We start from the raw sequence: 25,336 nt of genomic DNA, 5'->3' as shown, positions 1-25,336 counted from the left end.
ACCCCACCGGTCTCCAATTCGGTGCAGTACCTGTGGGAGCGGGCGTGCCCACGAAGAGGCCGGTTGCCACTACCCAAATGATGAAATTTCCGCCCGGCTGTTCAACCATTCGTTCTTTTTTTCGAACAGCCTATTGTCCAACACCCCAGCAGCCGCTTAGCATTCGTTTGAGATTTCAAACGCTCGATGCCCTGCCTTGGGCGCTTTTCAACAATCAACAATTCGGGAAGCCGACATGCAGCTCAAAGACGCTCAGTTGTTCCGCCAGCAAGCCTACATCAATGGTGAGTGGCTGGATGCGGACAATGGCCAGACCATCAAGGTGACCAACCCGGCCACCGGTGAAGTCATCGGCACCGTGCCGAAGATGGGTACCGCGGAAACCCGCCGTGCCATCGAAGCTGCCGACAAGGCCCTGCCGGCCTGGCGTGCACTGACCGCCAAAGAGCGTTCGGCCAAGCTGCGTCGCTGGTTCGAACTGATGATCGAGAACCAGGACGACCTGGCTCGCCTGATGACCACCGAACAAGGTAAGCCACTGGCCGAAGCCAAGGGCGAAATCGCCTACGCCGCCTCGTTCATCGAGTGGTTCGCCGAAGAGGCCAAGCGCGTCTACGGTGACACCATCCCGGGCCACCAGCCAGACAAGCGCCTGATCGTCATCAAGCAGCCAATCGGCGTTACCGCGGCCATCACCCCGTGGAACTTCCCGGCCGCCATGATCACCCGTAAAGCCGGCCCGGCCCTGGCCGCTGGCTGCACCATGGTGCTCAAGCCTGCTTCGCAAACCCCTTACTCCGCCCTGGCCCTGGTCGAGCTGGCCCACCGTGCCGGTATCCCGGCTGGCGTGCTGAGCGTCGTCACCGGCAGCGCTGGCGAAGTTGGCGGCGAACTGACCGGCAACTCCCTGGTACGCAAGCTGTCCTTCACCGGCTCGACCGAAATCGGTCGCCAGCTGATGCAAGAGTGCGCCAAGGACATCAAGAAGGTTTCCCTGGAGCTGGGTGGCAACGCCCCCTTCATCGTGTTCGACGATGCCGACCTGGACAAGGCGGTTGAAGGCGCGATCATCTCCAAGTACCGCAACAACGGCCAGACCTGCGTCTGCGCCAACCGTATCTACGTGCAGGACGGCGTTTATGACGCGTTCGCCCAGAAGCTGGCCGCTGCAGTTGCCAAGCTGAAGATCGGTAACGGCCTGGAAGACGGCACCACCACGGGCCCGCTGATCGACGGTAAAGCTGTCGCCAAGGTTCAGGAACACATCGAAGACGCCGTCTCCAAAGGCGCCAAGGTGCTGTCCGGTGGCAAGCTGATCGAAGGCAACTTCTTCGAGCCGACCATCCTGGTCGACGTGCCTAAAACCGCCGCTGTCGCCAAGGAAGAGACCTTCGGCCCACTGGCGCCGCTGTTCCGCTTCAAAGACGAAGCCGAAGTCATCGCCATGTCCAACGACACCGAGTTCGGCCTGGCTTCGTACTTCTATGCCCGCGACATGAGCCGTGTGTTCCGTGTTGCCGAAGCCCTGGAATACGGCATGGTGGGTATCAACACCGGCCTGATCTCCAACGAAGTGGCACCGTTTGGTGGCATCAAGGCTTCGGGCCTGGGCCGCGAAGGTTCCAAATACGGTATCGAGGACTACCTCGAAATCAAATACCTGTGCATCAGCGTCTGATAGCACGGTAAAGGCTTTACCTCTGCCAGCGGGGCGCGAGAGCGACGTCTCGCTGGCCTTTTTTACATCGCAGTACCTGGTGGCCAGGGCGTTTACGGCAGTCGATCAACGAATACTGTGCGCGAGCACTCCCAGCCACCCCCGAATAAAAGCGCCATTCCTGTCGGCGCAATGAGGGCATTATGAGCAAGACCAACGAATCCTTGATGCAACGTCGTGTAGCTGCCGTCCCACGTGGCGTTGGCCAGATCCACCCGATCTTCGTCGACACTGCGAAGAACTCGACCGTGATCGACGTTGAAGGCCGCGAACTGATCGACTTCGCCGGCGGCATCGCAGTACTGAACACCGGCCACCTGCACCCGAAAGTGGTTGCAGCCGTGCAAGAGCAGCTGACCAAAGTCAGCCACACCTGCTTCCAGGTGCTGGCCTACGAACCCTACGTAGAGCTGTGCGAAAAGATCAACAAGCTGGTCCCAGGCGACTTCGACAAGAAGACCCTGCTGGTCACCACCGGCTCCGAAGCCGTTGAAAACGCCGTCAAGATCGCCCGTGCTGCCACTGGCCGTGCTGGCGTCATCGCCTTCACCGGCGGCTACCACGGCCGTACCATGATGACGCTGGGCCTGACCGGCAAGGTCGTGCCGTACTCCGCTGGCATGGGCCTGATGCCAGGCGGCATCTTCCGCGCCCTGTTCCCGAGCGAACTGCACGGTATCAGCGTTGACGACGCCATTGCTTCGGTCGAGCGCATCTTCAAGAACGACGCCGAGCCGCGTGACATCGCCGCGATCATCCTCGAGCCGGTACAAGGCGAAGGCGGCTTCCTGCCAGCGCCGAAAGAGCTGATGAAGCGCCTGCGCGCGCTGTGCGACCAGCACGGCATCCTGCTGATCGCCGACGAAGTTCAGACGGGTGCTGGCCGTACCGGTACCTTCTTCGCCATGGAACAGATGGGCGTTGCGCCTGACCTGACCACCTTCGCCAAATCCATCGCTGGCGGCTTCCCGCTGGCCGGTGTGTGCGGCAAGGCCGAGTACATGGACGCCATCGCCCCGGGCGGCCTGGGCGGCACCTACGCCGGTTCGCCGATCGCTTGCGCCGCGGCCCTGGCCGTGATCGAAGTGTTCGAAGAAGAAAAACTGCTGGACCGCAGCAAGGCTGTAGGTGAGCGCCTGACCGCTGGCCTGCGCGAAATCCAGAAGAAGCACCCGATCATCGGCGACGTCCGTGGTCTGGGCTCGATGATTGCTGTTGAAGTCTTCGAGAAAGGCACTCACACCCCGAACGCTGCTGCTGTTGGCCAGGTTGTTGCCAAGGCACGCGACAAGGGTCTGATCCTGCTGTCCTGCGGCACCTACGGCAACGTTCTGCGTATCCTGGTACCGCTGACTGCCGAAGACGCACTGCTGGACAAAGGCCTGGCCATCATCGAAGAGTGCTTCGCTGAACTCGCTTGATGTGACGCGCTTCTGAAAAAACCCGCTTCGGCGGGTTTTTTTTGTGCCCTGAAAAGCCATGTGGCGCTATGGTTGTCGGAGGACTGGCTTTGGAAGCTGCGACGGAACGTGTGTCAGGCTATTCAGGAGTAGTTGGCGATGAACGCTGCAGACCCCACCCCACCCAGCGTACTGATTGTGGAAGGCGACCCGTGGGTGCGTGACATGCTCAGCGAGATGCTGCTCAGTGTGCGCTGCGATGCCCGCCTGCAGGTGTGCGCCGATGGGGCGCAGGCACTCAGCGCGCTGTCCAGCAAGCCAGACCTGATTATCGCCGCCCGCGAGCTGGCCGGTGTCGATGGCCTGGACCTGTTGCGCAAGGTGCGCGCCAAAGGGCCCGGCTTGCCGTTCATCCTCATGAGCAACCGCAGCGACAGCGCCAGTGTGCGCGAGGTGTTGCCCCTGCACCCCACTGCCTACCTGAGCAAACCCCTGAACCTGGACAACCTGCGCAAGCGCCTGGAAGAGCTGCTGCTGGCCGTTGGCGAAGAAATCGCCTGCCCGGTGCCGGCGTTGCAGGCAGGTGCCAGCCTGCCCACCTACCTTGAGCAGCGCCGTGCTACCGCCGATGGCGGGCCGCTGTTGGCCGACGTGCAGGTGGCGATCAAGCGGGCGCTCAACCCTCAGGGCCTGAACCTGAAGGTGCTCGAAGAGGAAGTGCGTAACGACCCTCAGGTTACCGCCGTCCTTATCGCGGCTGCCAACAGCGCTGCGTTGCACCGTGAAGCGCCGGTGCAAACCTTGCTGCAGGCCCTGAACAAGCTTGGCAGCACCCAGAGCATGAATCTGATTCTGGGCATGACCCTCAAGCGCAGTGCACGGCTCAGCGACCCGTTGCTGGCGCAGCACGCGGCCGGGTATTGGCAGCTTTCACTGCATACGGCCGAATATGGCCGTACATTGGCGCGCATGCTCGAGCTGGACGAAGGGCGCTGCTATTGCGCGGGGTTGCTGCATTGCCTGGGCGACCTGGCCGTGTTGCGCTGCCTGCAAGAGTGGCGGTTGGCCGGGGGCGAGCTAGACGAACATAACGTGCAGCAATCGCTGGATGAGTTCGGAGCAGCGTTCGGCTCGGCGCTGCGGACACGCTGGCGTTTGCCGCTGGCCTTGCGCGAATTGATCGCGGCGATCTACCAGTTGGGCGGCGGCGTGTATTCGCGGGAGATCCTGGCCATGAACCTGGCGGGGCAGTTGTCGCGGCTGCCGGCCGACCAGGGGCTGGAGAAAGTGGCCAGTGGCAAGACCGCGCGCTTGCTGAAGATGGGCCTGCCGGAGCTGAACCGGCTGCGCAAGGTGGATAACCCGGAGGTGAAGCCCCAGGAAGAGCCGCCTGTGGCGGAGGCTGAAGCGCCCTGCTGAGATGTTGGGGCCGCTTTGCAGCCCCAGTCATACCATTATCTGCGCAGGATGGGTCAGCCGCGGACGATCTGGTTCTTGCCTTGCCGCTTGGCTTGGTACATCGCCGCATCGGCCCGGGCATACAGGCTGTCCAGTGCCACATCTTCTTCGGTCAGCCCGGTCAGCCCCTGGCTCACCGTCACCCCGTACGTCTGCTCACCGTGGATGAAACTCAACCGCTGGATCTGCCGCTGCAAGCGTTCGGCAATCTGCTCGGCCACCTGCGTATTGCAACCGGGGAACACGGCCGCAAACTCCTCGCCGCCAATGCGCCCGAACAGGTCGCCACGGCGTAGCACGGCCTTGCCGCTGTCGGCGATGTGTTGCAGTACCTGGTCACCCTCCTGGTGGCCGTAGCTGTCGTTGATGCATTTGAAGTCGTCGATGTCCAGCAGCAGGAAGGCCAGCGGTGTACCGTCTTCTCGGGCGCTGTCGAAGGCCTGCTGGGCGCATTCGAAGAAGTGCCTGCGGTTGCTGCTCTGGGTCAGCACGTCAGTGGTGGCCAGGCGCTGCAGTTCGCCTTCAAGCTGCTTCTTATCGGTGATGTCTTCGGCGATACCGACAATGATTACCCGGTCGCCCACGTGTTGCTGGTTGATATAGCACTTGTCGCTCAGCCAGCGCAGTTGCCCGTCGGCATTCAGGATGCGGTACTCGCGGTCTTCCACAGCGCCCTTGAGCAGCACTTGGGCCAGGCTGCGCTCGGCGAACTCGAGGTCGTCAGGGTAGATACTGTCACGCCATTCGTTGTAATCGGCCAGCAACAGGCTGACCGGGCGGCCGAAGATGCGTTCGTATGCGGGGCTTACGTACAGCACCTGACGGGTTTCCCAGTCAAATGCCCAGAGCACCGCGTTGACGCTGTCCAGCAACGAACTGAACAGCTGATCGCGCTCGCTCAGGCGGGCTACCTCGCCTTGGGCGTGCAGGAGCGCAAGTAAAGTCTTGGCGGCTTCGGGAGGCGGGGTGCCGGGCAATGTCGTTGGAATATTCTTGGCCATGTGCACGAAGCGGGTCTCGACGTAAAAGCGTGCGGCCAGCATCCGGCCCGCCACGCGGGCGATGTGCCAAATTTGAGTGGAGTCGAGGTGGCTAAGTTCCGAACGGCACGCACCGAAATGGGGCGTGCCGATCAACGGCGGTCAGGCGCCGGTCGGGCGCAGGGAGTAGGTCTTGAGTTGTGCTGCGAAGTCGCGCAGGGCGTGGATGCCGCTGGTTTCGGCCTCGTGTATCCAGTCCTTCATGGCAGCCAGCATGTCGTGGCCGTTGGCGCTGGTGCGCGCCCAGATCTGCTGCAGGGCCAGGCGCTTTTCGTAAATGGTCTTCAGCGCCTGGCTATGGGCAAGCATGGACTCGATACGCACATGGTGGCGGTCTTCCAACAAGCTGGTTTCACGCGACAGCAGGCGCTTGGCGCGGCGGAAGTGGTGGCGCACCGAAGCGTCCACCCGGGCCAGCTCCTGCTTGACCAGCGGGCCGATCACCAGCTTGCGGTACTGGGCCATGATCTGGAAGCGGTTGTTGAGGATGGCCATGGCGGTGTCCATGTCCAGGCTTGCCTTGCCGGCCACCCGGTGGGCGATTGGCGCCACGCGCTGTACCTTGGCCAGGCGCAGCAGGCAGAACAGGCGTATCCACGCCCAGCCCATGTCGAACTCCCAACGCTTGACCGACAGCTTGGCCGAGTTGGGGTAGGTGTGGTGGTTGTTGTGCAGCTCTTCGCCCCCGATGACGATGCCCCAAGGCACCAGGTTGGTGGCAGCATCGCGGCATTCGAAGTTGCGATAGCCGAGGGCATGGCCCAGGCCGTTGACCACACCGGCGGCCCAGAATGGAATCCACATCATCTGTACAGCCCAGATGGTGATGCCGGCGGTACCGAACAGCAGCAGGTCGATCACCGCCATCAGCGCGATCCCACCCAGCTTGTAGCGCGAGTAGAGGTTGCGCTCGATCCAGTCATCCGGGCAGTTTTTGCCATAGATGCGCAGGGTTTCGGGGTTGCGCGCCTCTTCACGGTACAGCTCGGCACCCTTGCGCAGCACAGTGCCCAGGCCCTTGTACACCGGGCTGTGCGGGTCGTCGGGGGTTTCGCACTTGGCGTGATGCTTGCGGTGGACTGCGGTCCATTCACGGGTGTTCTGCGCCGTGGTCAGCCACAGCCAGAAGCGGAAGAAATGCTTGAGCGCGCCATTGAGCTCCAGGGCCCGGTGCGCGGAGTAGCGATGCAGGTAGACCGTGACGCTGACAATGGTCACGTGGGTCATCAGCAGAGTGATGCCGACCAGTTGCCAGGCCGACAAGTCGAGCAGGCCGTTATACCACATAGATGTAAATACCCTCGAAATGCGGGGGGAAGGGCTGATTATCCCTTGGCGGGGAAATAAAACCAGTCAACCGTTTAGATAGGAGGTCACGACATGTTTCAGCCTTTATAATGCCCACTCCTTTTTGATGGGCTTTTCCACCCGACATGTCTGTTTCCGTTCGCGACGCCTTGCGCATGGCTGCGCTGTATGTGGTGCTCTCGATCCTCTGGCTGGCGCTGGCCGAGGTGATGCTGCACGGCATGGCTGACGATCCCCTGGCACTGGCCGTGGGGCGGCAGATCAATGTGGTGCTGTGGGTGTTGTTCAGTGCCGTGCTGATCTATGTTTCGAGGGTGCGGCTGCTGAACTTCATCGGCATTGGTGCGCGCTTGCGCTGCGAGGACCGCGAGCGGCTGCGCATGGCTGCTGCAGTGTTCGACAGTACCCTCGAAGGTGTGCTGGTCACCGACCGCCAGGGCCTGATTGTGCACGTCAATCGTGCCTTCATGCGCATCACCGGCTACCAGCAGGATGAGGTGATCGGCCAGCGCCCGAGCAAGTTCAAATCGGGCCGCCACGGCCAGGCGTTCTACCAGCAGATCTTTGCCACCCTGGCCGAGCAGGGGGAGTGGAGCGGCGAAATCTGGAACCGGCGCAAAAGCGGCGAAATCTATCCGCAATGGCAGACCATCTGCGCCATCCGCGATGACGACGGTGAGCTGAGCCATTACGTGGCGGTGTTCAGTGATATCAGCGCGATCAAGCATTCGGAGCAGGAACTGGCCTACCTGGCCCACCACGATCCGCTCACCGGCCTGCCCAACCGCCTGCTGTTCACCGACCGGGTCGAGCAGGCCCTGGCGGCCGCTCAGGCCAACAAGCGCGGTTGTGCCCTGCTGCTGTTGGACCTGGACCATTTCCAGAGTATCAACGACGGCCTGGGCCACACCATCGGTGATCAGTTGCTGAAGCTGGTGGGCGAGCGCCTGGGCGAGGTGCTGGGCAATGGCGTGACCCTGGCACGCCTGGGTGGCGACGAGTTCGGTGTGCTGGCCGAGAACTGCCAGCAGGTCGGCCAGGCGGGCAAGCTGGCGCAGTGCATTATCGAACGCATGCGCGAGCCGTTCCTGTTCGAGGAAAATCGCCTGTTCATCAGTGCCAGCGTCGGTATCAGCCTGTTCCCCAGCGACGCCCTGAGCGCCGAGCAGTTGCTGCGTAATGCCGACGCGGCGTTGTACAAGGCCAAAAGCAACGGCAGGGCCTGCTATGCGCTGTACACCGAAGAGCTGACTGCTCACGCCCAACAGCGGGTCGAGACCGCCGGTGAGCTACGCCGGGCCCTGGAGCAGGATGAGCTGCGGGTGTACTTCCAGCCGGTACATGACCTGGCGACAGGCCGGCAGGTCGGGGTCGAGACACTGGTGCGCTGGCAGCACCCCCAGCGCGGCCTTGTGCCGCCGGGCGAGTTCATCCCGATTGCCGAGCGCACCGGGCTGATTGCCGAAATCGACACCTGGGTGCTGCGCCAGGCCTGCCTGCAAATGGTGCAGTGGCAGGCCGAAGGCCGGCAGTTGGCATTTGTGGCGGTGAACATCTCCAGCCGGCTGTTTGGCCAGCACGAGCTGTACCAGCAGGTTGCCGAAGTGCTGCACGACACCGGCCTGGCGCCGGCGCTGCTGGAGCTGGAAGTCACCGAGAGCGCCGTGATGGAAGACCCGGAAGTGGCGCTGGAGCAGTTGCACCGTTTGCGCGAGCTGGGCGTGACCCTGGCCATCGACGACTTTGGCACCGGGTATTCGTCGTTGCTGCGGCTCAAGCGTTTGCCGGTGCAGAAGCTGAAAATTGATCAGGGCTTCGTTGCCGGGTTGCCTCTGGATGAGGATGACATCGCGATCGTGCGGGTAATCATTGCCCTGGCACGCAGCATGGGCATGCAGGTGCATGCCGAGGGCATCGAGCAGGCGGAGCAGGCCAGCTTCCTGCTGCTGGAGCAGTGTCAGCTGGGGCAGGGGTACTGGTTCGGGCGGCCGGTGCCGGCTGCGGATCTTCGCTGGGATTGAGACCCAGGGCCCGCTTTGCGGCCCTCGTCTATCGCTTGTTCAGGCCCTTCGCCAGGCGGTCCCCACCCAGCTGGATCAACGCCACCAACGCCACCAGCATGGCAATCACGGTCAGCATGATCTGGCTGTCAAAGCGCTGGTAGCCATACCGGTAGGCAATGTCGCCCAAGCCCCCGGCACCGATCGCACCGGCCATGGCCGAGGAGTTGATCAGGGTCACCAGGGTAATGGTGAAACCCCCGACGATGCCCGGCAGCGCCTCGGGCAACAGCACGTGCCAGACGATGTGCCAACGCCGACAGCCCATGGCCTGTGCAGCTTCCACCAAACCATGGTCGACTTCGCGCAGGCTGACCTCGGCAATGCGCGCAAAAAAAGGCGTGGCGGCAATGGTCAGCGGCACCACCGCCGCCCACACCCCGTAGGTGGTGCCTACCACCAGGCGGGTGAAGGGGATCAGCGCGACCATCAGGATCAGGAACGGGATCGAGCGGAACAGGTTGACGAAGGCGCCCAGCACCCGGTTCAGCAACGGTGCCTCGAAGATTCCGCCCTTGTCGCTGGTGACCAGCAGCACCGCCATGGGCACCCCCACCAGCAGGGCGATCAGCGACGACACGCCGACCATCAGCAAGGTGTCGAGCAAGCCGTCCAGCAGGCGATCAAACCACATGGCCCAGTACCTCCACGTCCTCGGCCCAGCGGCGGGCACGTTCCAGCAGTTGATGGGTGTCGTGCGGCGAATGTTGCACCGACAGGATCAGTTGCCCCAAGGCATGCTCGCCGATGGTTTCCACGCCGCCCTGCAGCAGGCGTACGCGGCCGCCCAGATCGTTGAACAAAGCAGACAGCTCGGGCTCACCGAGCAGGGTCAGTTTCAGCACTACAGCGCTGTCGCGGCTTACCGGGCTGGCCCGCAAGCTGGCTTGCAGTGCGGCAGGCAACCTGGCTTGCAACGGCGCTAGCAGGGTGCGGGTGACCTCGTGGCGTGGGGCACCGAACACCCGCCAGACTTCGCCCTGCTCGACCACTTCGCCGCGCTCCAGCACGACCACCCGGTGGCAGATATCGCGGATTACCGCCATTTCGTGGGTGATCAGCACGATGGTCAGGCCCAGCCGCTGGTTGATGTCGCGCAGCAACTCAAGGATCGAAGCGGTGGTTTCCGGGTCCAGCGCCGAGGTAGCTTCGTCGCACAGCAAAATCTCGGGGTCGTGTACCAGCGCCCGGGCAATGCCGACGCGCTGTTTCTGCCCGCCAGACAGCTGCGCCGGGTACACGTGGTGCTTTTCCTGCAAACCGACCAGCTCAAGCAAAGCGCGCACCTTGCGCTGGCGCTCGGCCTTGGCCACGCCGGCCACTTTCAACGGCAGTTCGACGTTTTGCCATACGGTCTTGGCCGACATCAGGTTGAAGTGCTGGAAGATCATGCCGATGCGCCTGCGCAGCGCCACCAGGTGGTCCTCATCGAAAGGCGCGATGTCCACCTGGTCGATCAGCACCCGGCCCTGGCTGGGTTGCTCCAGGCGGTTGATGGTACGCAGCAGTGAAGACTTGCCGGCACCGCTGCGGCCGATGATGCCGAAGATCTCGCCATGGCGGATGTTCAGGTCGATGCCTTGCAAGGCCGGTTGCGGCTGGCCAGGGTAGGTCTTGCCCAGGCCGATAAAGCGTACATGGGCTTCATTGACCTCCGGGCGCAGGGCCTGTTCCTTGACCGGTGGCGGCGATGGTTGTGGTGCAGGCGCCCTGAGCGCGTGGGCCTGGCGCATGTCAGCCTTCCCAACCGGCTTGGTAGAGCTTGCCGTGGGCTTTGTCCAATGCTGCGCGCACCACCGGAGAGTGCTGGTAGATGTCGACGAACCTGGCCAGCCGTGGGTCGTCCTTGCTTTGCGGGCGGATGACGAACTGGATCACGTATTCCTTGTTTTCCAGGCCGTCGAACAGCAATGCCGAGGTGGCATCGAAGGTGTTGGCCAGACGGATGTAGGCCGGGTAGCCCTGCACCAGGTCGGCGTCGTCGTAGGCGCGGACCAGCTGAACCGCCTCGACCTGAAGGATTTTCAGCTTTTTCGGGTTGGCGACGATGTCGTCCTCGGTGGCCTTGTAACCAACACCTGGCTTCAGGGTGATCAGCCCGGCCTTGGCCAGCAGTTGCAGGCCACGGCCGCTGTTGATCGGGTCGTTGGCGATCGCCACGCTGGCGCCCTCAGGCAGCTCGGCAAAGCTCTTGTACTTTTTCGAGTACAGGCCAACGTTGTTGATGATGCCCGAGGCGTAAGGCACCAGGTTGAAGCCCGCAGCAGCCTTGGCGTTCTCCAGGAACGGGATGTGCTGGAAGTAGTTCACGTCGATGTCGCCGCTGTTGAGGCTGACGTTGGGCGCGATCCAGTCGCTGAATTCGATCAGCTTCACTTCCAGGCCTTGCTTGTGCGCTTCTTCCACGGCGGCTTCCAGCGGAATGGCAAAAGCCGAGGTGGTGCCGATCTTCAGCGGTTCGGCAGCCAGGACACTGGCGGACAGGCCCAGGGTGAGGGCAATGGCCGCGACGGGCCGGAACAGTTTCTCAAGCATGGTGCAGGGCTCCAGTCGGGGCAGGGGTTGGGGTAAAGCGGTAGGTCGAGCCCGGGTGGTCGGCGGGCAGGTGCGGGTGGTCGGCCTGGAACAGCTTTTCGCGCAGGGTGCCTTCGGCATAGGCGGTCTTGTAGCGGCCACGCTGTTGCAACTGCGGGATGACCAGGTCGATGAAGTCCTCGAAACTTTCCGGGGTGACGGTGCGGGTCAGGTTGAAACCGTCCAGCCCGGTTTCGTCGATCCAGGCGATCAACTGTTCGGCCACTTGTTCCGGTGAGCCGACCAGGGTTACGTAGCGGCCACCCAGGGCGTGCTGTTCAAGCAGGCGACGGCGGGTCCAGGCGTTGTTCTGCAACTGGCGCGTGGCGGACTGGATGGCATTGCCCTGGCTGAAGCCAATCGGCTCGTCCAGCCCGTAGGCCGCAAAGTCGATGCCGGTGGAGGCGGCGAAGTGCGCGACGCCGGCCTCGGGGCTTGCATGGCGCAGGTATTCGGCATGCTTGGCCTGGGCCGCTTGCTCGGTAGGGGCGACGATCACCGTGATGCCCATGAACACTTTGATCGCTTGCGGGTCGCGCCCGGCGGCCTGGGCGGCAGCGCGCACCTTGTCGACCTGGGCGCGGGTGGCGGCCTTGTCCTGGCCACTGATGAACACGCATTCGGCATGGTTGCCGGCGAACGCCAGGCCACGCTGCGAGCTGCCGGCCTGGAACAGTACTGGGGTGCGTTGCGGCGAGGGTTCGCTCAGGTGATAGCCCTCGACGTTGTAGAACTCGCCGTGGTGGCTGACCTTGCGCACCTTGTCGGGCCGGGCATAGACGCGCTGCTTGCGGTCTGCGACCACCGCGTCATCGGCCCAGCTGCCTTCCAGCAGCTTGTAAAGCACTTGCAGGTATTCGTCGGCCTGGTCGTAGCGACGGTCATGCTCGGGTTGCTGCTCAAGGCCCATGGCCCGGGCGGCGCTGTCGAGGTAGCCGGTGACGATGTTCCAGCCCACCCGGCCATTGCTCAGGTGGTCGAGGGTGGAAAGCCGCCGGGCGAACAGGTATGGCGCTTCGTAGGTGAGGTTGGCGGTAAGGCCGAACCCCAGATGGCGGGTGACGGCAGCCATGGCCGAAACCAGCAGCAGCGGGTCGTTGACCGGCAGCTGGATCGACTCCTTGAGGGTGACGTCCAGCGACTGGCCGTAGATGTCGTAGGTGCCGACGATGTCGGCAATGAATAGCCCGTCGAACAGGCCGCGCTCCAGTAGGCGGGCCAGATCGGTCCAGTATTCCAGGGACTTGTACTGGGTCGAGGTATCCCGTGGGTGGGTCCACAGGCCGTGGTTGATGTGCCCGATGCAGTTCATGTTGAAGGCATTGAGCAGAATCTGCCTGGCCATCAGATGGTCCCCCGGCGTGGCGGGTTGGTATCGTTGAGGTAGTAGTTGCCGATGGCGTGATACTTCCAGCGCACCGGGTCGTGCAGGGTATGCACGCGGGCGTTGCGCCAGTGGCGGTCGAGGTTGTGCTCGGCCAGCGTTGCCTGGCTGCCGCCCAGTTCGAACAGGGCAGTACCGGCAGCGAGCGAAATCTCGGTGCTGATGGCACGTGCTTCGGCCACGGCAATGGAGGCGGCGGCCACGTTGTCGGCCGTGCTGTCGTCGCGGGCGCGGTCGAGGTATTCGCCGGCGCGCTCCAGCAGGGCTTCGGCGGCATGCAGACGGATCGCCAGGTGGCCGAAACTCTTCAGCGTCAGCGGGTCATCCGTAGCCTTGTCCAGGCCCGAGTCGACCCACGGGCGGCTGCGGGTGCGCACGAAGTGCAGGGCATCTTCATAAGCGGCGCGGGCGATGCCAGTGTCGATGGCAGCATGAAGAATTTGCGCCAGCGGCCCGACCGGCGTGGGGCGCTCGAACGCGCTCTGGAACGGCACCACATCGGCGGCGCTGACGTACACGTTGTCAAACACCACCGAACCGCTGCCAGTGGTGCGCTGACCGAAGCCGCTCCAGTCGTCGATCACCTGCAAGCCCTGGCTATCGGCCGGGACGAAGGCCAGCTGCTGCACGCCTTGTTCATCGACGACCGAGGTGGGAATGCGCTGGGCGTAGATGGCGCCGGTGGAATAGAACTTGCGGCCGTTGATGCGAAAGCCGTCGCCGTCACGGCTCAGGCGGGTGGTGCGGTCGTTGGCGGTTTTGGTGCCCAGCTCGGCCAGCGCATTGCCGAAGCGCCGGCCGGCGAGTACTTCGGCGTACAGGCGCTGTTGCTGCTCGGGGGTGCCGTTTACCCGCAGCACTTCCAGGCCGTAGAAATGGTTTTGCGGGATTTGCCCGAGCGAGCCGTCGGCCTGGGCTATACGGGCGATGACCTTCGCCAGGGTGACGTTGGACACGCCGGCGCCGCCAAAGGCCTTGGGCACGCTGATGGCCCACAGGCCGGAGCGGGTGAACAGCTCCAGCTCGGTATGCGGCAGGCGGCGCTCGCGATCGCGCAGGGCGCTGTCGCGGCGCAGTTGCTGGGCGATGTCTTCGGCGACATTCAGGGCTTCGGTGTCGCTGGTGATGATTTTTGTAGTCATGTTGTTTCTCCGGGGCCATTGGGGCCGCGTCGCCACCCTTTCGCGGCACAAGGCCGCTCCTACAAGGGGTCGCACACGGCTTTGTAGGAGCGGCCTTGTGCCGCGAAAGGGCTGCAGGGCAGCCCCAAGGGCCTAAAAATCAGATCCAGGAATGCCGCGCAGGCAGGGTGCCGTTGAGGTGGTACGCGCCCACCGCGTGGTACTTCCAGCGCACCGGGTCGTGCAGGGTGTGCACCCGGGCATTGCGCCAGTGCCGGTCGAGGTTGAACTCGGCAAGGGTGGCGCGGCTGCCGGCCAGTTCGAACAGCTTCTCGCTGGCCTGCAGGGCAATTTCGGTGGTCAGCACCTTGGCCTCGGCCACCGCAATCGAGGCGCGTGCCGCGCTGGCTGCGTCGATAGGCGCTGCATTGACCTCGTCGAGTACCCGCGCGGCTCTGCGTAGCAGCGCTTCGGCAGCGTGCAGTTCGAGCTTCAGGCGGCCGATGTCGGCAATCACATAAGGGTCGTCACTGGCGCGGTCCACGTTGGCTTCGATCCACGGGCGGGACTTTTCCCGCACGAACGTGATCGCATCGTCGATTGCCGCTTCGGCAATACCGGCGTCGATCGCCGCCTGGATCAGCTGCGAGGCTGCGCCCTGGATGTTGGGGATGTCACGCTGGCGCCAGTTGTCGATCACCAGCTCCGCGTCTACCGGCACCTCGTCCAGCAATACAGTGCCGCTGGCGGTGGTGCGCTGGCCGAACCCGGACCAGTCATCGACGATGCGCAGCCCCGGGCTGCCACGGCGCACGAACGCCAGGCGCTGACGACCTTCCTCGTCGAGGGCTTTTACCGCCACCCAGTGGGCGAACAGGGCACCGGTGGAATAGAACTTCTCGCCGCTGATGCGATAGCTGTCGCCGGCGCGGGTGATCCGGGCCTTGAGGGTGAGGGTGTCCTTGGTGCCGCGTTCGGGGCCGGCATTGCCGATGCGCCAGCCGTCGAGCACGCTGCGGAAGATCAGCGCCTGTTGCGCCTCGGTGGCTGTCAGGCGAATCAGTTGCAGCATGCCGAACTGGTTCTGCGGGATCTGCCCCAGGGCCGGGTCGGCGGCACTGATCAGGCGGAACACTTCGGCCACGGTTTCGAACGTCACGTCGGGGCCGCCGTGGGCCTTGGGTACGCTGATGCTGCCCAGGCCGCTGCGGGTGAACAGCTCGATCTCCGCCCACGGCAGTTTGCGTTGCTGGTCGCGGCGGGCGGCTTGCTCGCGGGCAACCTCGGCCAGTTCACGGGCCGCTTGCAGGGCTTCGGCGTCGGTGCGCAGTACCTTGGCCGGCAGCAGCAGGGGCGAGCTGTCGAGATCGCTATGGAATTGGGTATTTGGCTGGCTGGACATCAGTACCGCTCCTTGGCTGCACTCAATGCCCTGGCGATACGCACTGGGGTGATTGTGATCCTGACCATTCCTGACCTCACAAAAAAGTTGTGTCGCTACAGCTGGTCGCGACAAATGTGTGCTGGTCCGGTGGTCCGGTTTATATACCCTAATGCTTTATAAAAAGTTTATGAACTAACTCTTTGGAATATGTATAGAAGGAGGGATTTGTTACAGATGTGCCGGCCCTTTCGCGGGCGTGCCCGCGAAGAGGCCGGAACAGGTTTACTCGGAGGCGGCAGTGCCGAGGAACTTGCGCAGGAACTGGCGGGTACGCTCTTCCTTCGGCGCCGCAAACAGTGCCTTGGCCTCGCCCTGTTCCACGATCACGCCCTTGTCGAAGAAGATCACCCGGTTCGCTACGTCCCGGGCAAAGCTCATCTCGTGGGTGACAATGATCATGGTGCGTTTCTCCTCGGCCAGGCCGCGGATGGTCGCCAGCACTTCACCCACCAGCTCCGGGTCCAGTGCCGAGGTGGGTTCGTCGAACAGGATCACCTCCGGCTCCATGGCCAGGGCGCGGGCGATGGCCACCCGCTGCTGCTGTCCGCCCGACAGGCGCCGTGGGTAGGCGTCTTCCTTGCCTGCCAGACCGACCTTGGCCAGCAGGCGCCGGCCCAGTTCGATGGCTTGCTCGCGGGGCGTCTTCTTGACGATCACCGGCCCCTCGATCACGTTCTCCAGGGCGGTACGGTGGGGGAACAGGTTGAAGTTCTGGAATACGAACCCGGCCTGCTGGCGCAGGCGGCGTATCGCACTTTGCTGGCCACCCAGCGGGCGGTTGGCATCGATGCTGATGGCGCCTATCTTGATCTGCCCGGCGTCGGGGGTTTCCAGCAGGTTCAGGCAGCGCAGGAAGGTGGTCTTGCCCGAGCCGCTGGGGCCGATGATGGCCACCACTTCGCCGGGCTGCACGGTCAGGTCGATGCCGTTGAGCACGGTCTGGCCCTTGAACTGCTTGGTCAGGCCTTTGACTTCAATCATGCTCATTGCTCCTGGTCATGCTGGTTGACCCGCGCTTCCATGCGGTTCTGGAAGTGCGCGAGGATGCTGCACAGCACCCAGTAGATGACCGCGACCGCCACGTACATGGTGAACACTTCGAAGGTGCGTGCGGTAATCAGCTGCGCCTGGCGGAACAGCTCTGGCACCTGGATGGTCGCGGCCAGCGCAGTGTCCTTGACCAGTGAAATGAAGCTGTTGCCCAGCGGGGGCAGGGCGGTACGCAAGGCTTGTGGCAGGATCGCCCGGCGCATGGCCTGGACGCGGGTCATGCCGATACTGGCTGCGGCTTCCCACTGGCCACGGTCGATCGAGGAGATTGCAGCGCGCAGGATCTCGCAAATGTAGGCCGCCATGTTCAGCGACAGGCCGATCAGCGAAGCCGGGATGGGATCGAGTTCGATGCCGATCTGCGGCATGCCGAAATAGATCACGAACAACTGCACCAGCAGCGGCGTGCCGCGGAAGAACGACACGTAGATCCGCGCCAGCCAGTTCAGCGGCAAGAGCTTCGACAGCCGCATCAGCGCCAGGGCAAAGCCCAGCAGCAGGCCGAAGAACATGCCGCCGACACTGAGCAGCACTGTATAACCCGCGCCCTTCAGCAGGAAGGGCGCGGAGTCGACAACGAGTTGCAGGCTTTCAGCAATCATTTGGTGACATCGGCACCGAAGTATTTTTCGGACAGCTTGGCCAGTCTGCCGTCAGCCTTTAGCTTGTCGATGGCCTTGTTGATGGCCGCCAGCAGTTCAGGCTCGCCCTTACGCAGCGCCACGCCGCTTTCCAGGCGCGAGAAGGCATCGCCGGCCAGTTCGGTGTCTTTGGCTTTTTGCGCGTATTCCAGCGCGGCCAGGCGGTCGATCAGGATGGCATCGATACGGCCGTTGCGCAGGTCGGCGAACTTGCTCGGGTCGTCTTCATAGGTGCGCACTTCGGCTTTCGGGACGTCTTGCTTGACCCACTGTTCGTAGTTGGTGCCCAGGCCCACGCCGACTTTTTTGCCGGCCAGGTCTTGCGCGGTCTTGATGTTCAGGTCCGCGGCTTTCTTCTTCAGGATCAGGGCCTGGATGCCCGAAACGGTATAGGGCTCAGAGAAATCGTATTTCTTCTTGCGCTCCTCGGAGATGGTCACCTGATTGACCACCACGTCCAGGCGCTTGGATTCCAGCGCGGCAAGGATGCCATCCCACTTGGTCGGCTGGATCTTGGCCTTGACCCCCAGCTCCTTGGCCAGCAGTTCCGAAAGCTCCACTTCGAAGCCCGCCAGCTTGCCGTTCTCGTCCTGGAAGCTGAACGGTGGGTAGGTGCCCTCGAGGCCGACGTTGATCACGCCTTTTTCCTGGATGGTCTTCAACTGCTCGCCGGCGAACGCCTGGCTGAGCAGGCCGGCACCCAGCAGGATGGCCAGGCTGGCGTTGAGTAGCGGTTTGGCGAATTTCGACATGTCAGAGCCCCGCGCTTGTTGTGTAAGTAGTGAGGTGGCGACTATAGGGTTGGCTTTTTAGGCCAGGAAATACTAAAAAATTATTTTGTTATTCCCTTTTTGGTTTGTGCCAGGTGCTGGCTGCTTTGAGGGTAGGCGAGGATGCTCGCTACGTCATCGCGGCTTATGCCTGACTTAGCGCAGGATGGAATAAAGCGTTGTTTTTTCCAAGGGACGGATTTGCCGTAGAGTGGGCTGTATGTAAGCAGGGTGGGCCTCTTCGCGGGTAAACCCGCGAAAGGGCCTGGCCTGCCGATAAAAATAGTTTGGCCGACTCAGGCAGGAGAAAACCGTGAGCGAACAACCTTCATCCGCGCACTGGCAGTTGCACAGCATTGTCACTGGCCTGCGTGGCGCCCGTGAGCAATGGCGCACCCGCAATGGCCGTAGCATTGGCGAACAGGGCGGGCGTGAGCTGCCGTCGCGTGAAGCAATGCGGCAGATCCTGGAGCAACTGTGCGGCGCGTTGTTCCCCATGCGCCTTGGGCCTGTGGACCTGCGCGAAGAGAGCGAAGACTTCTACGTTGGCCATACCCTGGATGCCGCGCTGACTGCATTGCTGACCCAGGCGCGCCTGGAGTTGCGCTATGCCGCCCGGCAAAGCAAGGCTGAGCTGGCCAGCGTCGATGCCCAGGCATTGAGCCTCATCCAGGGCTTTGCCGCCGCGCTGCCGGAGTTGCGGGTGCTGCTCGACACCGACGTGCTGGCCGCCTACCACGGCGACCCCGCCGCGCGCAGCGTCGATGAAGTGCTGCTGTGCTACCCGGGTATCCTGGCGATCATCCACCACCGCCTGGCGCACCACCTGTACCGGGCCGGCCTGCCACTGCTGGCACGGATCAGTTCGGAGCTGGCGCATTCGGCCACCGGTATCGATATTCACCCGGGCGCACAGATCGGCCCGAGCTTCTTCATCGACCACGGTACCGGGGTGGTCATTGGTGAAACCGCGATCATCGGCGAGCGCGTGCGTATCTACCAGGCGGTGACCCTGGGCGCCAAACGCTTCCCCAGCGATGAGTCCGGCACCCTGCACAAAGGCCTGCCGCGCCATCCGATTGTCGAGGACGATGTGGTGATCTACGCCGGGGCCACGGTGCTGGGGCGTATTACCATCGGCAAGGGTTCGACCATTGGCGGTAACGTGTGGCTGACCCGCAGTGTGCCTGCTGAAAGCAACATCACCCAGGCCAACCTGCAGCTGGATTGCCAGGACAAGAATTGATCTAGCATTTGCTTAGCCTGTACCGGCCCTTTCGCGGGTAAACCCGCTCCCACAGGTACCCCACAAAGACTGAGGCTTGTGCAGTACCTGTGGGAGCGGGTTTACCCGCGAAAGGGCCGGTACAGGACAACACCAATCAGCGCCCCAATTCGCATTGAAAACCGATCCATGTTTAACTTGAACGCTTGTTCAATGAAAAACGCTGGTCCGCTGCCGGTGTTCAACAGGAGGATTCCTTTGCTGAACCCGTTCATTTCGAACCTCACGTCATTCGACGAGGTGCACGCCCGATGAGTGCACCGAACACTTCCGCTGCCAATGGCAAAATCCGCATGAACCCCCCGGTGTTCTACTTTGCGGCAAGTTTTATCCTCATCTTTGGCCTGGTGGTCATCTCCAACCCGCAAGCCGCAGGCGACTGGCTGCTGGCGGCGCAGAACTGGGCGGCCAATACGGTCGGCTGGTATTACATGTTGGCCATGACGCTGTACCTGGTCTTCGTGGTGGTCACCGCCTTGTCCGGCTATGGCAAGATCAAGCTCGGTGCCGACCACGACGAACCCGAGTTCAGTTACCTCTCATGGGCCGGCATGCTGTTCGCCGCCGGTATCAGCATTACCCTGTTCTTCTTCTGTGTCTCCGAGCCGCTGACGCACATGTTGCAGCCGCCCCAGGGCGAAGCGGGCACGGCCGAGGCCGGGCGCCAGGCGATGCAGATCCTGTTCCTGCACTGGGGCCTGCATGGCTGGGGCGTATTCGCCTTCGTCGGCATGGCGCTGGCCTACTTCGCCTACCGCCACAACCTGCCGCTGGCATTACGTTCGGCGCTGTACCCGCTGATTGGCAAGCGCATCAACGGGCCGATCGGCTACGCAGTGGATGGCTTCGGCATCATCGCCACGGTGTTCGGCCTGGGTGCCGACATGGGCTTTGGCGTGCTGCATTTGAACGCCGGTCTGGACTACCTGTTCGGCATCAGCCACAGCCAGTGGGTGCAGGTGATCCTCATCACCCTGATGATGGGCGCGGCGGTGGCCGTGGCCGTCGCCGGGGTAGAGAAGGGGGTGCGGGTGATGAGCGACATCAACCTGTTCCTCGCTTGCGCGCTGCTGTTGTTCGTATTGTTTGCCGGGCCTACACAGCACCTGTTCAACACGCTGATCCAGAACCTTGGCGATTACCTGGGCGCGTTGCCACGCAAAAGCTTCGACGTGTATGCCTACGGTGAAAACCGCGACTGGCTGGGCGGCTGGACGGTGTTCTACTGGGCCTGGTGGATTGCCTGGGCACCGTTCGTGGGCCTGTTCATCGCGCGCATTTCCCGCGGCCGCACCATTCGCGAGTTTGTCTTCGGCGTGCTGCTGATTCCGCTGGGCTTTACCCTGGCGTGGATGTCGATCTTCGGTAACAGCGCTCTGGACCAGGTCATCAATCACGGCATGACCGCGCTGGGCCAGTCGGCACTGGATAACCCGTCGATGAGCCTTTACCTGCTGCTGGAAACCTACCCGTGGAGCAAGGCGGTGATCGCCACCACGGTGTTCATCAGCTTCGTGTTCTTCGTGACGTCGGCCGACTCAGGCACCGTGGTGCTGTCGACCTTGTCGGCCAAGGGTGGCGATGCAGATGAGGACGGCCCGAACTGGCTGCGTATCTTCTGGGGCGCCATGACTGCACTGATTACCAGCGCACTGCTGTTCGCGGGCAGCATCGACTCGCTGAAGTCGGCGGTGGTACTGACCTCGTTGCCGTTCTCGCTGATCCTGCTGTGCATGATGTGGGGGCTGCACAAGGCGTTCTACCTGGAGTCGCAACGGCAGATCGCGCAGATGCACTCGCTGGCCCCGTTCGCCCAGTCACGTCGCGGCCGTGGCGGCTGGCGCCAGCGCCTGAGCCAGGCGGTGCACTTCCCGTCGCGTGATGAGGTGTACCGCTTCATGGACGACGTGGTGCGCCCGGCGATTGCCGATGTGCGTGAAGTGTTCGAGCAGAAGGGCCTGGTGCTGATCACCCAGGATGACCCGAGCCATGACAACGTCAGCCTGAAAATTGGCCATGGCGAGGAGCAGCCGTTCATTTACCAGGTGCAGATGCGTGGCTATTTCACGCCATCGTTCGCCCTGGGTGGGTTGGGTGCGCAGGAGTTGAAGAACCGCCGCTATTACCGTGCGGAGGTGCACCTGAGCGAAGGCAGCCAGAATTATGACCTGGTGGGCTACAGCAAAGAGCAGATCATCAACGACATCCTCGACCAGTACGAGCGGCACATGCAGTACCTGCATCTGGTCCGTTAGATCGCCGGGGCCGCTTTGCGGCCCATTCGCAGCACAAGGCTGCTCCTACAAGGGTACGCGATCCCTTGCAGGAGCAGCCTTGTGCTGCGAATGGAGGCCAAAGGCCTCCGAAAATCTGTCAGAAAGGTGCATCCCCCAGGATGGTCGCCCGGTGCATCACCCGCCGGTTCGGCCGGTAATCATCCACCGCAAAATGCTGGGTCACGCGGTTGTCCCAGAACGCTACATCATTTTCCTGCCAACGCCAGCGAATGCTGAACTCCGGTCGCGTCGCATGGGCGAACAGCAGCCTCAGCAGCGCATCGCTCTCCAGTTCGCTCAGTTCATTGATGCGTGTAGTGAACCCTTCATTGACGAACAACGCCTGGCGCCCGCTCACCGGATGTGTGCGCACCACCGGGTGCGACAGCGGGGGGTTGTTACGCCGTGTGGCCTCCCAGCGCGCCAGGTCTTCCGGCGTGGTGCCAAAGCGCTCCAGCGGAAACGACTTGGTGAAGTCGTGGGTGGCGGTCAGCCCATCAAGCATTTCACGCAGCGGCGCCGACAAGGCTTCGAAGGCCGCAATGCCGCTGGCCCACAGGGTATCGCCACCGTAAGCGGGCAGCTGCTTGGCGCTGAGCACCGCGCCCAGTGCCGGGGTCGGCAAAAAGGTCACGTCGGTGTGCCACACGGCGTTGTCGCGTACATCGGTGACTGCCGTGTCGAGCACCAGCACCTGCGGGGTTTCCGGCACGTTGGGGTAGATCGGGTGAATGTGCAGGTCGCCGAAGCGGGCGGCAAAGCGCGCCTGCTGCTCCGGGTTGATCGGCTGGTCGCGGAAGAACAGCACCTGATGCTTGAGCAGCGCCTGCTCGATGGCGTCGCGCTCTTCTGCAGTGATATCGCGGCTGATGTCCACGCCGCTGATCTGGGCACCGAGGGCCGGGCTGAGAGGGGTAACGGTCAGGCTCATGTTTTTTCTCGTTCTAGGCGCCGGGTTGCCGGCGTGGTCAGTCGGCAATCAGTGGCTCTGCCCGTGCCAGGGCACCAGTTTGCGTTGCAGGGCCCGCAGGCTCATTTCCAGGGCGAAGGCGATCAGGGCGATCAGCAAAATGCCCAGTACCACCACATCGGTGACCAGGAATTGCGCCGCCGACTGGACCATGAAGCCCAGGCCGCTGGTGGCGGCAATCAGCTCGGCGGCTACCAGTGTCGACCAGCCGACCCCCAGGCCGATGCGGATGCCGGTGAGGATGTCGGGCAGCGCACTGGGCAGGATCACATGGCGGATCAGTTGGGCCTTGGTCGCGCCCAGCGACTGCGCCGCCCGCAGCTTGGCCGGGTCGACCGTGCGCACACCGGTGGCGGTGGCAATGGCGATCGGGGCGAAGATCGCCAGGTAGATCAGCAGCACCTTCGACAGCTCGCCGATACCGCACCAGATGACGATCAACGGCAGGTAGGCCAGCGGCGGGATGGGCCGGTAGAACTCGATCAGCGGGTCGAGGATGCCACGGGCCACGCGGTTGTAGCCGATGGCGATGCCGACCGGGATCGCGGTAAGGGTCGCCGCCACCAGCGCCAGGCCGATACGGCCCAGGCTTGCGCCCAGGTGCTGCCACAGGCTGGCGTCCATGTAGCCTTGGGTCAGCAGGGTCCACGCCCTGGCCAGGATGTCGCCGGGCGAGGGCAGGAACAGGGGCTCGATCCAGCCGGCGGCCGTCACCAGCCACCAGACCAGCAGCAGGCTGGCCAAGGTCAGGGTGCTGATCCAGCGAGTGGACAGTGGTCGGCGCAGCTTGGCGGCGGGCCGGGTTTGTGCGGTGTGTTTGCCGGCGACCGGCAGGTCCAGGCTGCTCATGCGCGCTCCTGCAAGCTTTGGCGTTGGGAGAACACCCGCGCCAGTACATGCTCGCGGGTTTCGATAAAGGCGGGGTCGGACTTGATGGCCCGGGCCGATTCGCCAGCGGCATAGCGCTGGCCGAAGTCCAGTTGCAGGCGTTCCACCACGCGCCCCGGGTTGGGCGCCAGCAGTACCAGCTCGCTGGCGAGGAACACCGCTTCTTCGATGTCGTGGGTAATCAGGAACACCGGCTTGGCGGTGCGCTGCCACACCTGAAGCAGCAGTTCCTGCATCTGCTCGCGGGTGAACGCGTCGAGGGCGCCGAACGGTTCATCCATCAGCAATACCCGTGGGTCGGCCGCCAGCGCGCGGGCCAGGCCAACGCGCTGCTTCTGCCCACCGGACAATTGCCAGATGCGCCGCTCACCGAAGCCATCAAGGTCGACGAGGGCGAGCATTTCCCGGGCCTTGGCCTCACGCTGGGCGCGGGGCACGCCGGCCAGTTCGAGGCCGAAGGCGACATTGCCCAGCACGTTCTGCCATGGCAGCAGGGCATCATCCTGGAACACCACGCCGCGCTCGGCACCAGGGCCTTGCACCGGTACGCCGTCGAGGGTGATGCGCCCGCCGCTGGGGGCGACAAAGCCGGCGATCAGGTTGAGCAGTGAGGTCTTGCCGCTGCCGGAAGGCCCCAGGGCCACCAGCAGCTGGCGTGGCCCCAGGCTCAGGTTGATGTCGGCCAGCACCGGGGTGCTGGCGCCAGGGTACTGTGCGCTGATGCGCTCCAGCTCGAGCAAGGCCATGACGGGCTCCGGATCAGTTTGGAAGGAACTTGGCGCTGACGTACGGCGAGTAGTCCGGCAGTACGGCGTCGACCTTGCCTTGCTGCTTGAGGAAGTTGGCCGTGTCGGTCAGTGCCTGGGTGGTCGGCGCGCCCAGGGCGTTGGCCTGGTCTGCGGCCAGTGGGTAGACGTTGCCCTCCAGCAGCACCGGGATGTCGCTGGCCTTGGCGCCGGACAGCTTCACCAGCTTGTCTACGTTGCCCTTGTCGGCCAGCCAGGCTTTCGGGTCCTTGCGGTAGTCGGCGTAGGCATCGAGGGTGACTTTGGCAAACGCCTTGACCACCTCGGGGTGCTTCTCGGCGAAGTCTTTGCGCACAATCCAGGCATCGAAAGTAGGTGCGCCTTTCTGGGCCAGTTCGCCAGAGGTGATCAGCACCTTGCCATTTTCCTTGGCCACGCCCAAGGCTGGGTCCCAGACGTAGGTGGCGTCGATGTCACCACGTTTCCAGGCGGCAATGATGGCCGGCGGCGCCAGGTTGAGGATCTGGACCTTGGAGGGGTCGATGTTCCAGCTTTTCAGGGCGGCCAGCAGGCTGTAGTGGCCGGTGGAAACGAACGGCACGGCGACCTTCTTGCCGATCAGGTCTTGTGGCGTCTTGATGCTGTCGCGGGCGACCAACGCTTCACCGGCACCAATCTGGGTGGCGATGAGGAAGGTTTCGACCGGCAGTTTGCGGGTGGCGGCAGCGGCCAGCGGGCTGGAGCCCAGGTAGCCGATCTGCACGTCGCCGCTGGCCACCGCAGTGATCACGTCTGCGCCGTTATCGAATTTGCGCCAGTCGATGCTGGCCTTGCTGGCTTTTTCGTAGTCGCCATCGACCTGGGCCACTTTGGCCGGGTCGACGGTGGTCTGATAGGCCACGGTCAGGTCGGCGGCCTGAGCAAACCAGCTGGTGCTGGCGAGGGTCAGGGCAGCGAACAGGCGCAGCGGAGCGTGCGGGATCATGGTGGACCTCTCGTCAGGCAATCAGGGTGTTGGATGGCGAGAAGACTAAATGATCTAAGAATTTCTAAATAAATAACTTTTTTGCATTAGCTTAGGAGCCAAATGCTTTAAGCCCAAGGGGAGTGCGGTCTTTGTGGGAGCGGCCTTGTGTCGCGATGGGCCGCAATGCGGCCCCGGCATTTTACGCGGCGAAGCTGAAGTCCTGGGGCCGCTTCGCGC

At 63.3% G+C, this 25,336-nt stretch carries 21 protein-coding genes; 6 read left to right on the top strand and 15 right to left on the bottom strand.

Annotated elements, in window-relative coordinates; genetic code table 11:
• Nucleotides 1–235: 235 nt before the first annotated feature.
• The 3 genes from gabD to AC07XM_RS15885 all read left to right on the top strand — a co-directional run bounded on the left by gabD (nucleotide 236) and on the right by AC07XM_RS15885 (nucleotide 4,536).
• A complete protein-coding gene (gene gabD, locus AC07XM_RS15895; RefSeq protein ID WP_016484375.1) occupies nucleotides 236–1,678 on the top strand; it encodes an NADP-dependent succinate-semialdehyde dehydrogenase in 1,443 nt (480 codons plus the stop codon).
• 182 nt (nucleotides 1,679–1,860) lie between these two features.
• On the top strand, nucleotides 1,861–3,138 hold the full coding sequence (gene gabT, locus AC07XM_RS15890) for a 4-aminobutyrate--2-oxoglutarate transaminase (RefSeq protein WP_016484376.1): 1,278 nt from the start codon (nucleotides 1,861–1,863) through the stop codon (nucleotides 3,136–3,138).
• A gap of 138 nt (nucleotides 3,139–3,276) precedes the next feature.
• Nucleotides 3,277–4,536 carry a response regulator gene (locus AC07XM_RS15885; RefSeq protein WP_016484377.1) on the top strand — a complete coding sequence of 420 codons (1,260 nt, stop codon included), beginning with the start codon at nucleotides 3,277–3,279 and terminating at the stop codon, nucleotides 4,534–4,536.
• Nucleotides 4,537–4,589: 53 nt separating this feature from the next.
• On the opposite strand, the gene AC07XM_RS15880 is transcribed toward AC07XM_RS15885, so the two are convergent.
• Both AC07XM_RS15880 and desA read right to left on the bottom strand, forming a co-directional pair.
• Nucleotides 4,590–5,618 (bottom strand): GGDEF domain-containing protein, encoded by a 1,029-nt coding sequence (locus AC07XM_RS15880; protein WP_016484378.1) that lies wholly within the window; start codon nucleotides 5,616–5,618, stop codon nucleotides 4,590–4,592.
• A gap of 99 nt (nucleotides 5,619–5,717) precedes the next feature.
• Nucleotides 5,718–6,902, bottom strand: coding sequence for a delta-9 fatty acid desaturase DesA (desA, locus tag AC07XM_RS15875; protein WP_016484379.1), 1,185 nt, complete (start codon nucleotides 6,900–6,902; stop codon nucleotides 5,718–5,720).
• 146 nt (nucleotides 6,903–7,048) lie between these two features.
• Here desA and dibA point away from each other — a divergent pair, with 146 nt between their 5' ends.
• Nucleotides 7,049–8,944, top strand: coding sequence for a phosphodiesterase DibA (gene dibA, locus AC07XM_RS15870; protein WP_016484380.1), 1,896 nt, complete (start codon nucleotides 7,049–7,051; stop codon nucleotides 8,942–8,944).
• A gap of 28 nt (nucleotides 8,945–8,972) precedes the next feature.
• Here the strand turns inward: dibA and AC07XM_RS15865 are convergent, their stop codons facing one another.
• The 9 genes from AC07XM_RS15865 to tcyJ form a co-directional block, all read right to left on the bottom strand.
• Nucleotides 8,973–9,617: a methionine ABC transporter permease gene (locus AC07XM_RS15865; RefSeq protein ID WP_023048205.1), complete on the bottom strand. Its 645-nt coding sequence runs from the start codon at nucleotides 9,615–9,617 to the stop codon at nucleotides 8,973–8,975.
• Entirely contained in the window at nucleotides 9,607–10,716 is a 1,110-nt protein-coding gene (locus AC07XM_RS15860) for a methionine ABC transporter ATP-binding protein (protein WP_016484381.1), read from the bottom strand. Before AC07XM_RS15860 ends, AC07XM_RS15865 begins: the two co-directional genes overlap by 11 nt.
• Nucleotide 10,717: 1 nt before the next feature.
• A complete protein-coding gene (locus AC07XM_RS15855; RefSeq protein WP_016484382.1) occupies nucleotides 10,718–11,518 on the bottom strand; it encodes a MetQ/NlpA family ABC transporter substrate-binding protein in 801 nt (266 codons plus the stop codon).
• Entirely contained in the window at nucleotides 11,511–12,902 is a 1,392-nt protein-coding gene (locus tag AC07XM_RS15850; protein WP_102689378.1) for an LLM class flavin-dependent oxidoreductase, read from the bottom strand. The genes AC07XM_RS15855 and AC07XM_RS15850 overlap by 8 nt, the downstream gene beginning before the upstream one ends.
• Nucleotides 12,902–14,083: an SfnB family sulfur acquisition oxidoreductase gene (locus tag AC07XM_RS15845; protein ID WP_016484384.1), complete on the bottom strand. Its 1,182-nt coding sequence runs from the start codon at nucleotides 14,081–14,083 to the stop codon at nucleotides 12,902–12,904. The genes AC07XM_RS15850 and AC07XM_RS15845 overlap by 1 nt, the downstream gene beginning before the upstream one ends.
• A 139-nt stretch (nucleotides 14,084–14,222) precedes the next feature.
• A complete protein-coding gene (locus tag AC07XM_RS15840; RefSeq protein ID WP_096425458.1) occupies nucleotides 14,223–15,464 on the bottom strand; it encodes an SfnB family sulfur acquisition oxidoreductase in 1,242 nt (413 codons plus the stop codon).
• A 264-nt stretch (nucleotides 15,465–15,728) separates the two neighbouring features.
• Nucleotides 15,729–16,487, bottom strand: a complete 759-nt coding sequence (tcyN, locus tag AC07XM_RS15835) for an L-cystine ABC transporter ATP-binding protein TcyN (protein WP_016484386.1) — start codon at nucleotides 16,485–16,487, stop codon at nucleotides 15,729–15,731.
• A 2-nt stretch (nucleotides 16,488–16,489) separates the two neighbouring features.
• A complete protein-coding gene (gene tcyL / locus AC07XM_RS15830) occupies nucleotides 16,490–17,158 on the bottom strand; it encodes a cystine ABC transporter permease (RefSeq protein WP_016484387.1) in 669 nt (222 codons plus the stop codon).
• Nucleotides 17,155–17,949: a cystine ABC transporter substrate-binding protein gene (gene tcyJ, locus AC07XM_RS15825; protein WP_023047209.1), complete on the bottom strand. Its 795-nt coding sequence runs from the start codon at nucleotides 17,947–17,949 to the stop codon at nucleotides 17,155–17,157. Before tcyJ ends, tcyL begins: the two co-directional genes overlap by 4 nt.
• 331 nt (nucleotides 17,950–18,280) lie before the next feature.
• On the opposite strand from tcyJ, the gene epsC reads away from it, so the two are divergent.
• Together epsC and betT are read left to right on the top strand one after the other, a co-directional pair.
• On the top strand, nucleotides 18,281–19,213 hold the full coding sequence (gene epsC / locus AC07XM_RS15820; RefSeq protein ID WP_060518080.1) for a serine O-acetyltransferase EpsC: 933 nt from the start codon (nucleotides 18,281–18,283) through the stop codon (nucleotides 19,211–19,213).
• Between the two features lie 290 nt (nucleotides 19,214–19,503).
• Nucleotides 19,504–21,507, top strand: a complete 2,004-nt coding sequence (betT, locus tag AC07XM_RS15815) for a choline transporter BetT (protein WP_023047206.1) — start codon at nucleotides 19,504–19,506, stop codon at nucleotides 21,505–21,507.
• 118 nt (nucleotides 21,508–21,625) lie between these two features.
• Here the strand turns inward: betT and tauD are convergent, their stop codons facing one another.
• From tauD to tauA, 4 genes are read right to left on the bottom strand one after another with little or no spacing between them, the layout of a single operon-like run.
• Nucleotides 21,626–22,459, bottom strand: a complete 834-nt coding sequence (tauD, locus tag AC07XM_RS15810; RefSeq protein WP_016484392.1) for a taurine dioxygenase — start codon at nucleotides 22,457–22,459, stop codon at nucleotides 21,626–21,628.
• 48 nt (nucleotides 22,460–22,507) lie between these two features.
• Nucleotides 22,508–23,347 (bottom strand): taurine ABC transporter permease TauC, encoded by an 840-nt coding sequence (tauC, locus tag AC07XM_RS15805; protein ID WP_060518078.1) that lies wholly within the window; start codon nucleotides 23,345–23,347, stop codon nucleotides 22,508–22,510.
• A complete protein-coding gene (tauB, locus tag AC07XM_RS15800; RefSeq protein ID WP_016497543.1) occupies nucleotides 23,344–24,132 on the bottom strand; it encodes a taurine ABC transporter ATP-binding subunit in 789 nt (262 codons plus the stop codon). Before tauB ends, tauC begins: the two co-directional genes overlap by 4 nt.
• Nucleotides 24,133–24,145: 13 nt before the next feature.
• Nucleotides 24,146–25,117 (bottom strand): taurine ABC transporter substrate-binding protein, encoded by a 972-nt coding sequence (tauA, locus tag AC07XM_RS15795; RefSeq protein WP_016484395.1) that lies wholly within the window; start codon nucleotides 25,115–25,117, stop codon nucleotides 24,146–24,148.
• Nucleotides 25,118–25,336 lie beyond the last annotated feature (219 nt).

It is taken from the genome of Pseudomonas sp. GW460-LB5, assembly GCF_059423245.1.
This window is presented reverse-complemented; position numbering and strand designations above follow the sequence as displayed.

Bases quoted from the DNA above. Each gene is read 5' to 3' on its own strand.
- gabD (WP_016484375.1), top strand. From the start codon at position 236: ATGCAGCTCAAAGACGCTCAGTTGTTCCGCCAGCAAGCCTACATCAAT.
- gabT (WP_016484376.1), top strand. From the start codon at position 1,861: ATGAGCAAGACCAACGAATCCTTGATGCAACGTCGTGTAGCTGCCGTC.
- AC07XM_RS15885 (WP_016484377.1), top strand. From the start codon at position 3,277: ATGAACGCTGCAGACCCCACCCCACCCAGCGTACTGATTGTGGAAGGC.
- AC07XM_RS15880 (WP_016484378.1), bottom strand. From the start codon at position 5,618: ATGCTGGCCGCACGCTTTTACGTCGAGACCCGCTTCGTGCACATGGCC.
- desA (WP_016484379.1), bottom strand. From the start codon at position 6,902: ATGTGGTATAACGGCCTGCTCGACTTGTCGGCCTGGCAACTGGTCGGC.
- dibA (WP_016484380.1), top strand. From the start codon at position 7,049: ATGTCTGTTTCCGTTCGCGACGCCTTGCGCATGGCTGCGCTGTATGTG.
- AC07XM_RS15865 (WP_023048205.1), bottom strand. From the start codon at position 9,617: ATGTGGTTTGATCGCCTGCTGGACGGCTTGCTCGACACCTTGCTGATG.
- AC07XM_RS15860 (WP_016484381.1), bottom strand. From the start codon at position 10,716: ATGCGCCAGGCCCACGCGCTCAGGGCGCCTGCACCACAACCATCGCCG.
- AC07XM_RS15855 (WP_016484382.1), bottom strand. From the start codon at position 11,518: ATGCTTGAGAAACTGTTCCGGCCCGTCGCGGCCATTGCCCTCACCCTG.
- AC07XM_RS15850 (WP_102689378.1), bottom strand. From the start codon at position 12,902: ATGGCCAGGCAGATTCTGCTCAATGCCTTCAACATGAACTGCATCGGG.
- AC07XM_RS15845 (WP_016484384.1), bottom strand. From the start codon at position 14,083: ATGACTACAAAAATCATCACCAGCGACACCGAAGCCCTGAATGTCGCC.
- AC07XM_RS15840 (WP_096425458.1), bottom strand. From the start codon at position 15,464: ATGTCCAGCCAGCCAAATACCCAATTCCATAGCGATCTCGACAGCTCG.
- tcyN (WP_016484386.1), bottom strand. From the start codon at position 16,487: ATGATTGAAGTCAAAGGCCTGACCAAGCAGTTCAAGGGCCAGACCGTG.
- tcyL (WP_016484387.1), bottom strand. From the start codon at position 17,158: ATGATTGCTGAAAGCCTGCAACTCGTTGTCGACTCCGCGCCCTTCCTG.
- tcyJ (WP_023047209.1), bottom strand. From the start codon at position 17,949: ATGTCGAAATTCGCCAAACCGCTACTCAACGCCAGCCTGGCCATCCTG.
- betT (WP_023047206.1), top strand. From the start codon at position 19,504: ATGAGTGCACCGAACACTTCCGCTGCCAATGGCAAAATCCGCATGAAC.
- tauD (WP_016484392.1), bottom strand. From the start codon at position 22,459: ATGAGCCTGACCGTTACCCCTCTCAGCCCGGCCCTCGGTGCCCAGATC.
- tauC (WP_060518078.1), bottom strand. From the start codon at position 23,347: ATGAGCAGCCTGGACCTGCCGGTCGCCGGCAAACACACCGCACAAACC.
- tauB (WP_016497543.1), bottom strand. From the start codon at position 24,132: ATGGCCTTGCTCGAGCTGGAGCGCATCAGCGCACAGTACCCTGGCGCC.
- tauA (WP_016484395.1), bottom strand. From the start codon at position 25,117: ATGATCCCGCACGCTCCGCTGCGCCTGTTCGCTGCCCTGACCCTCGCC.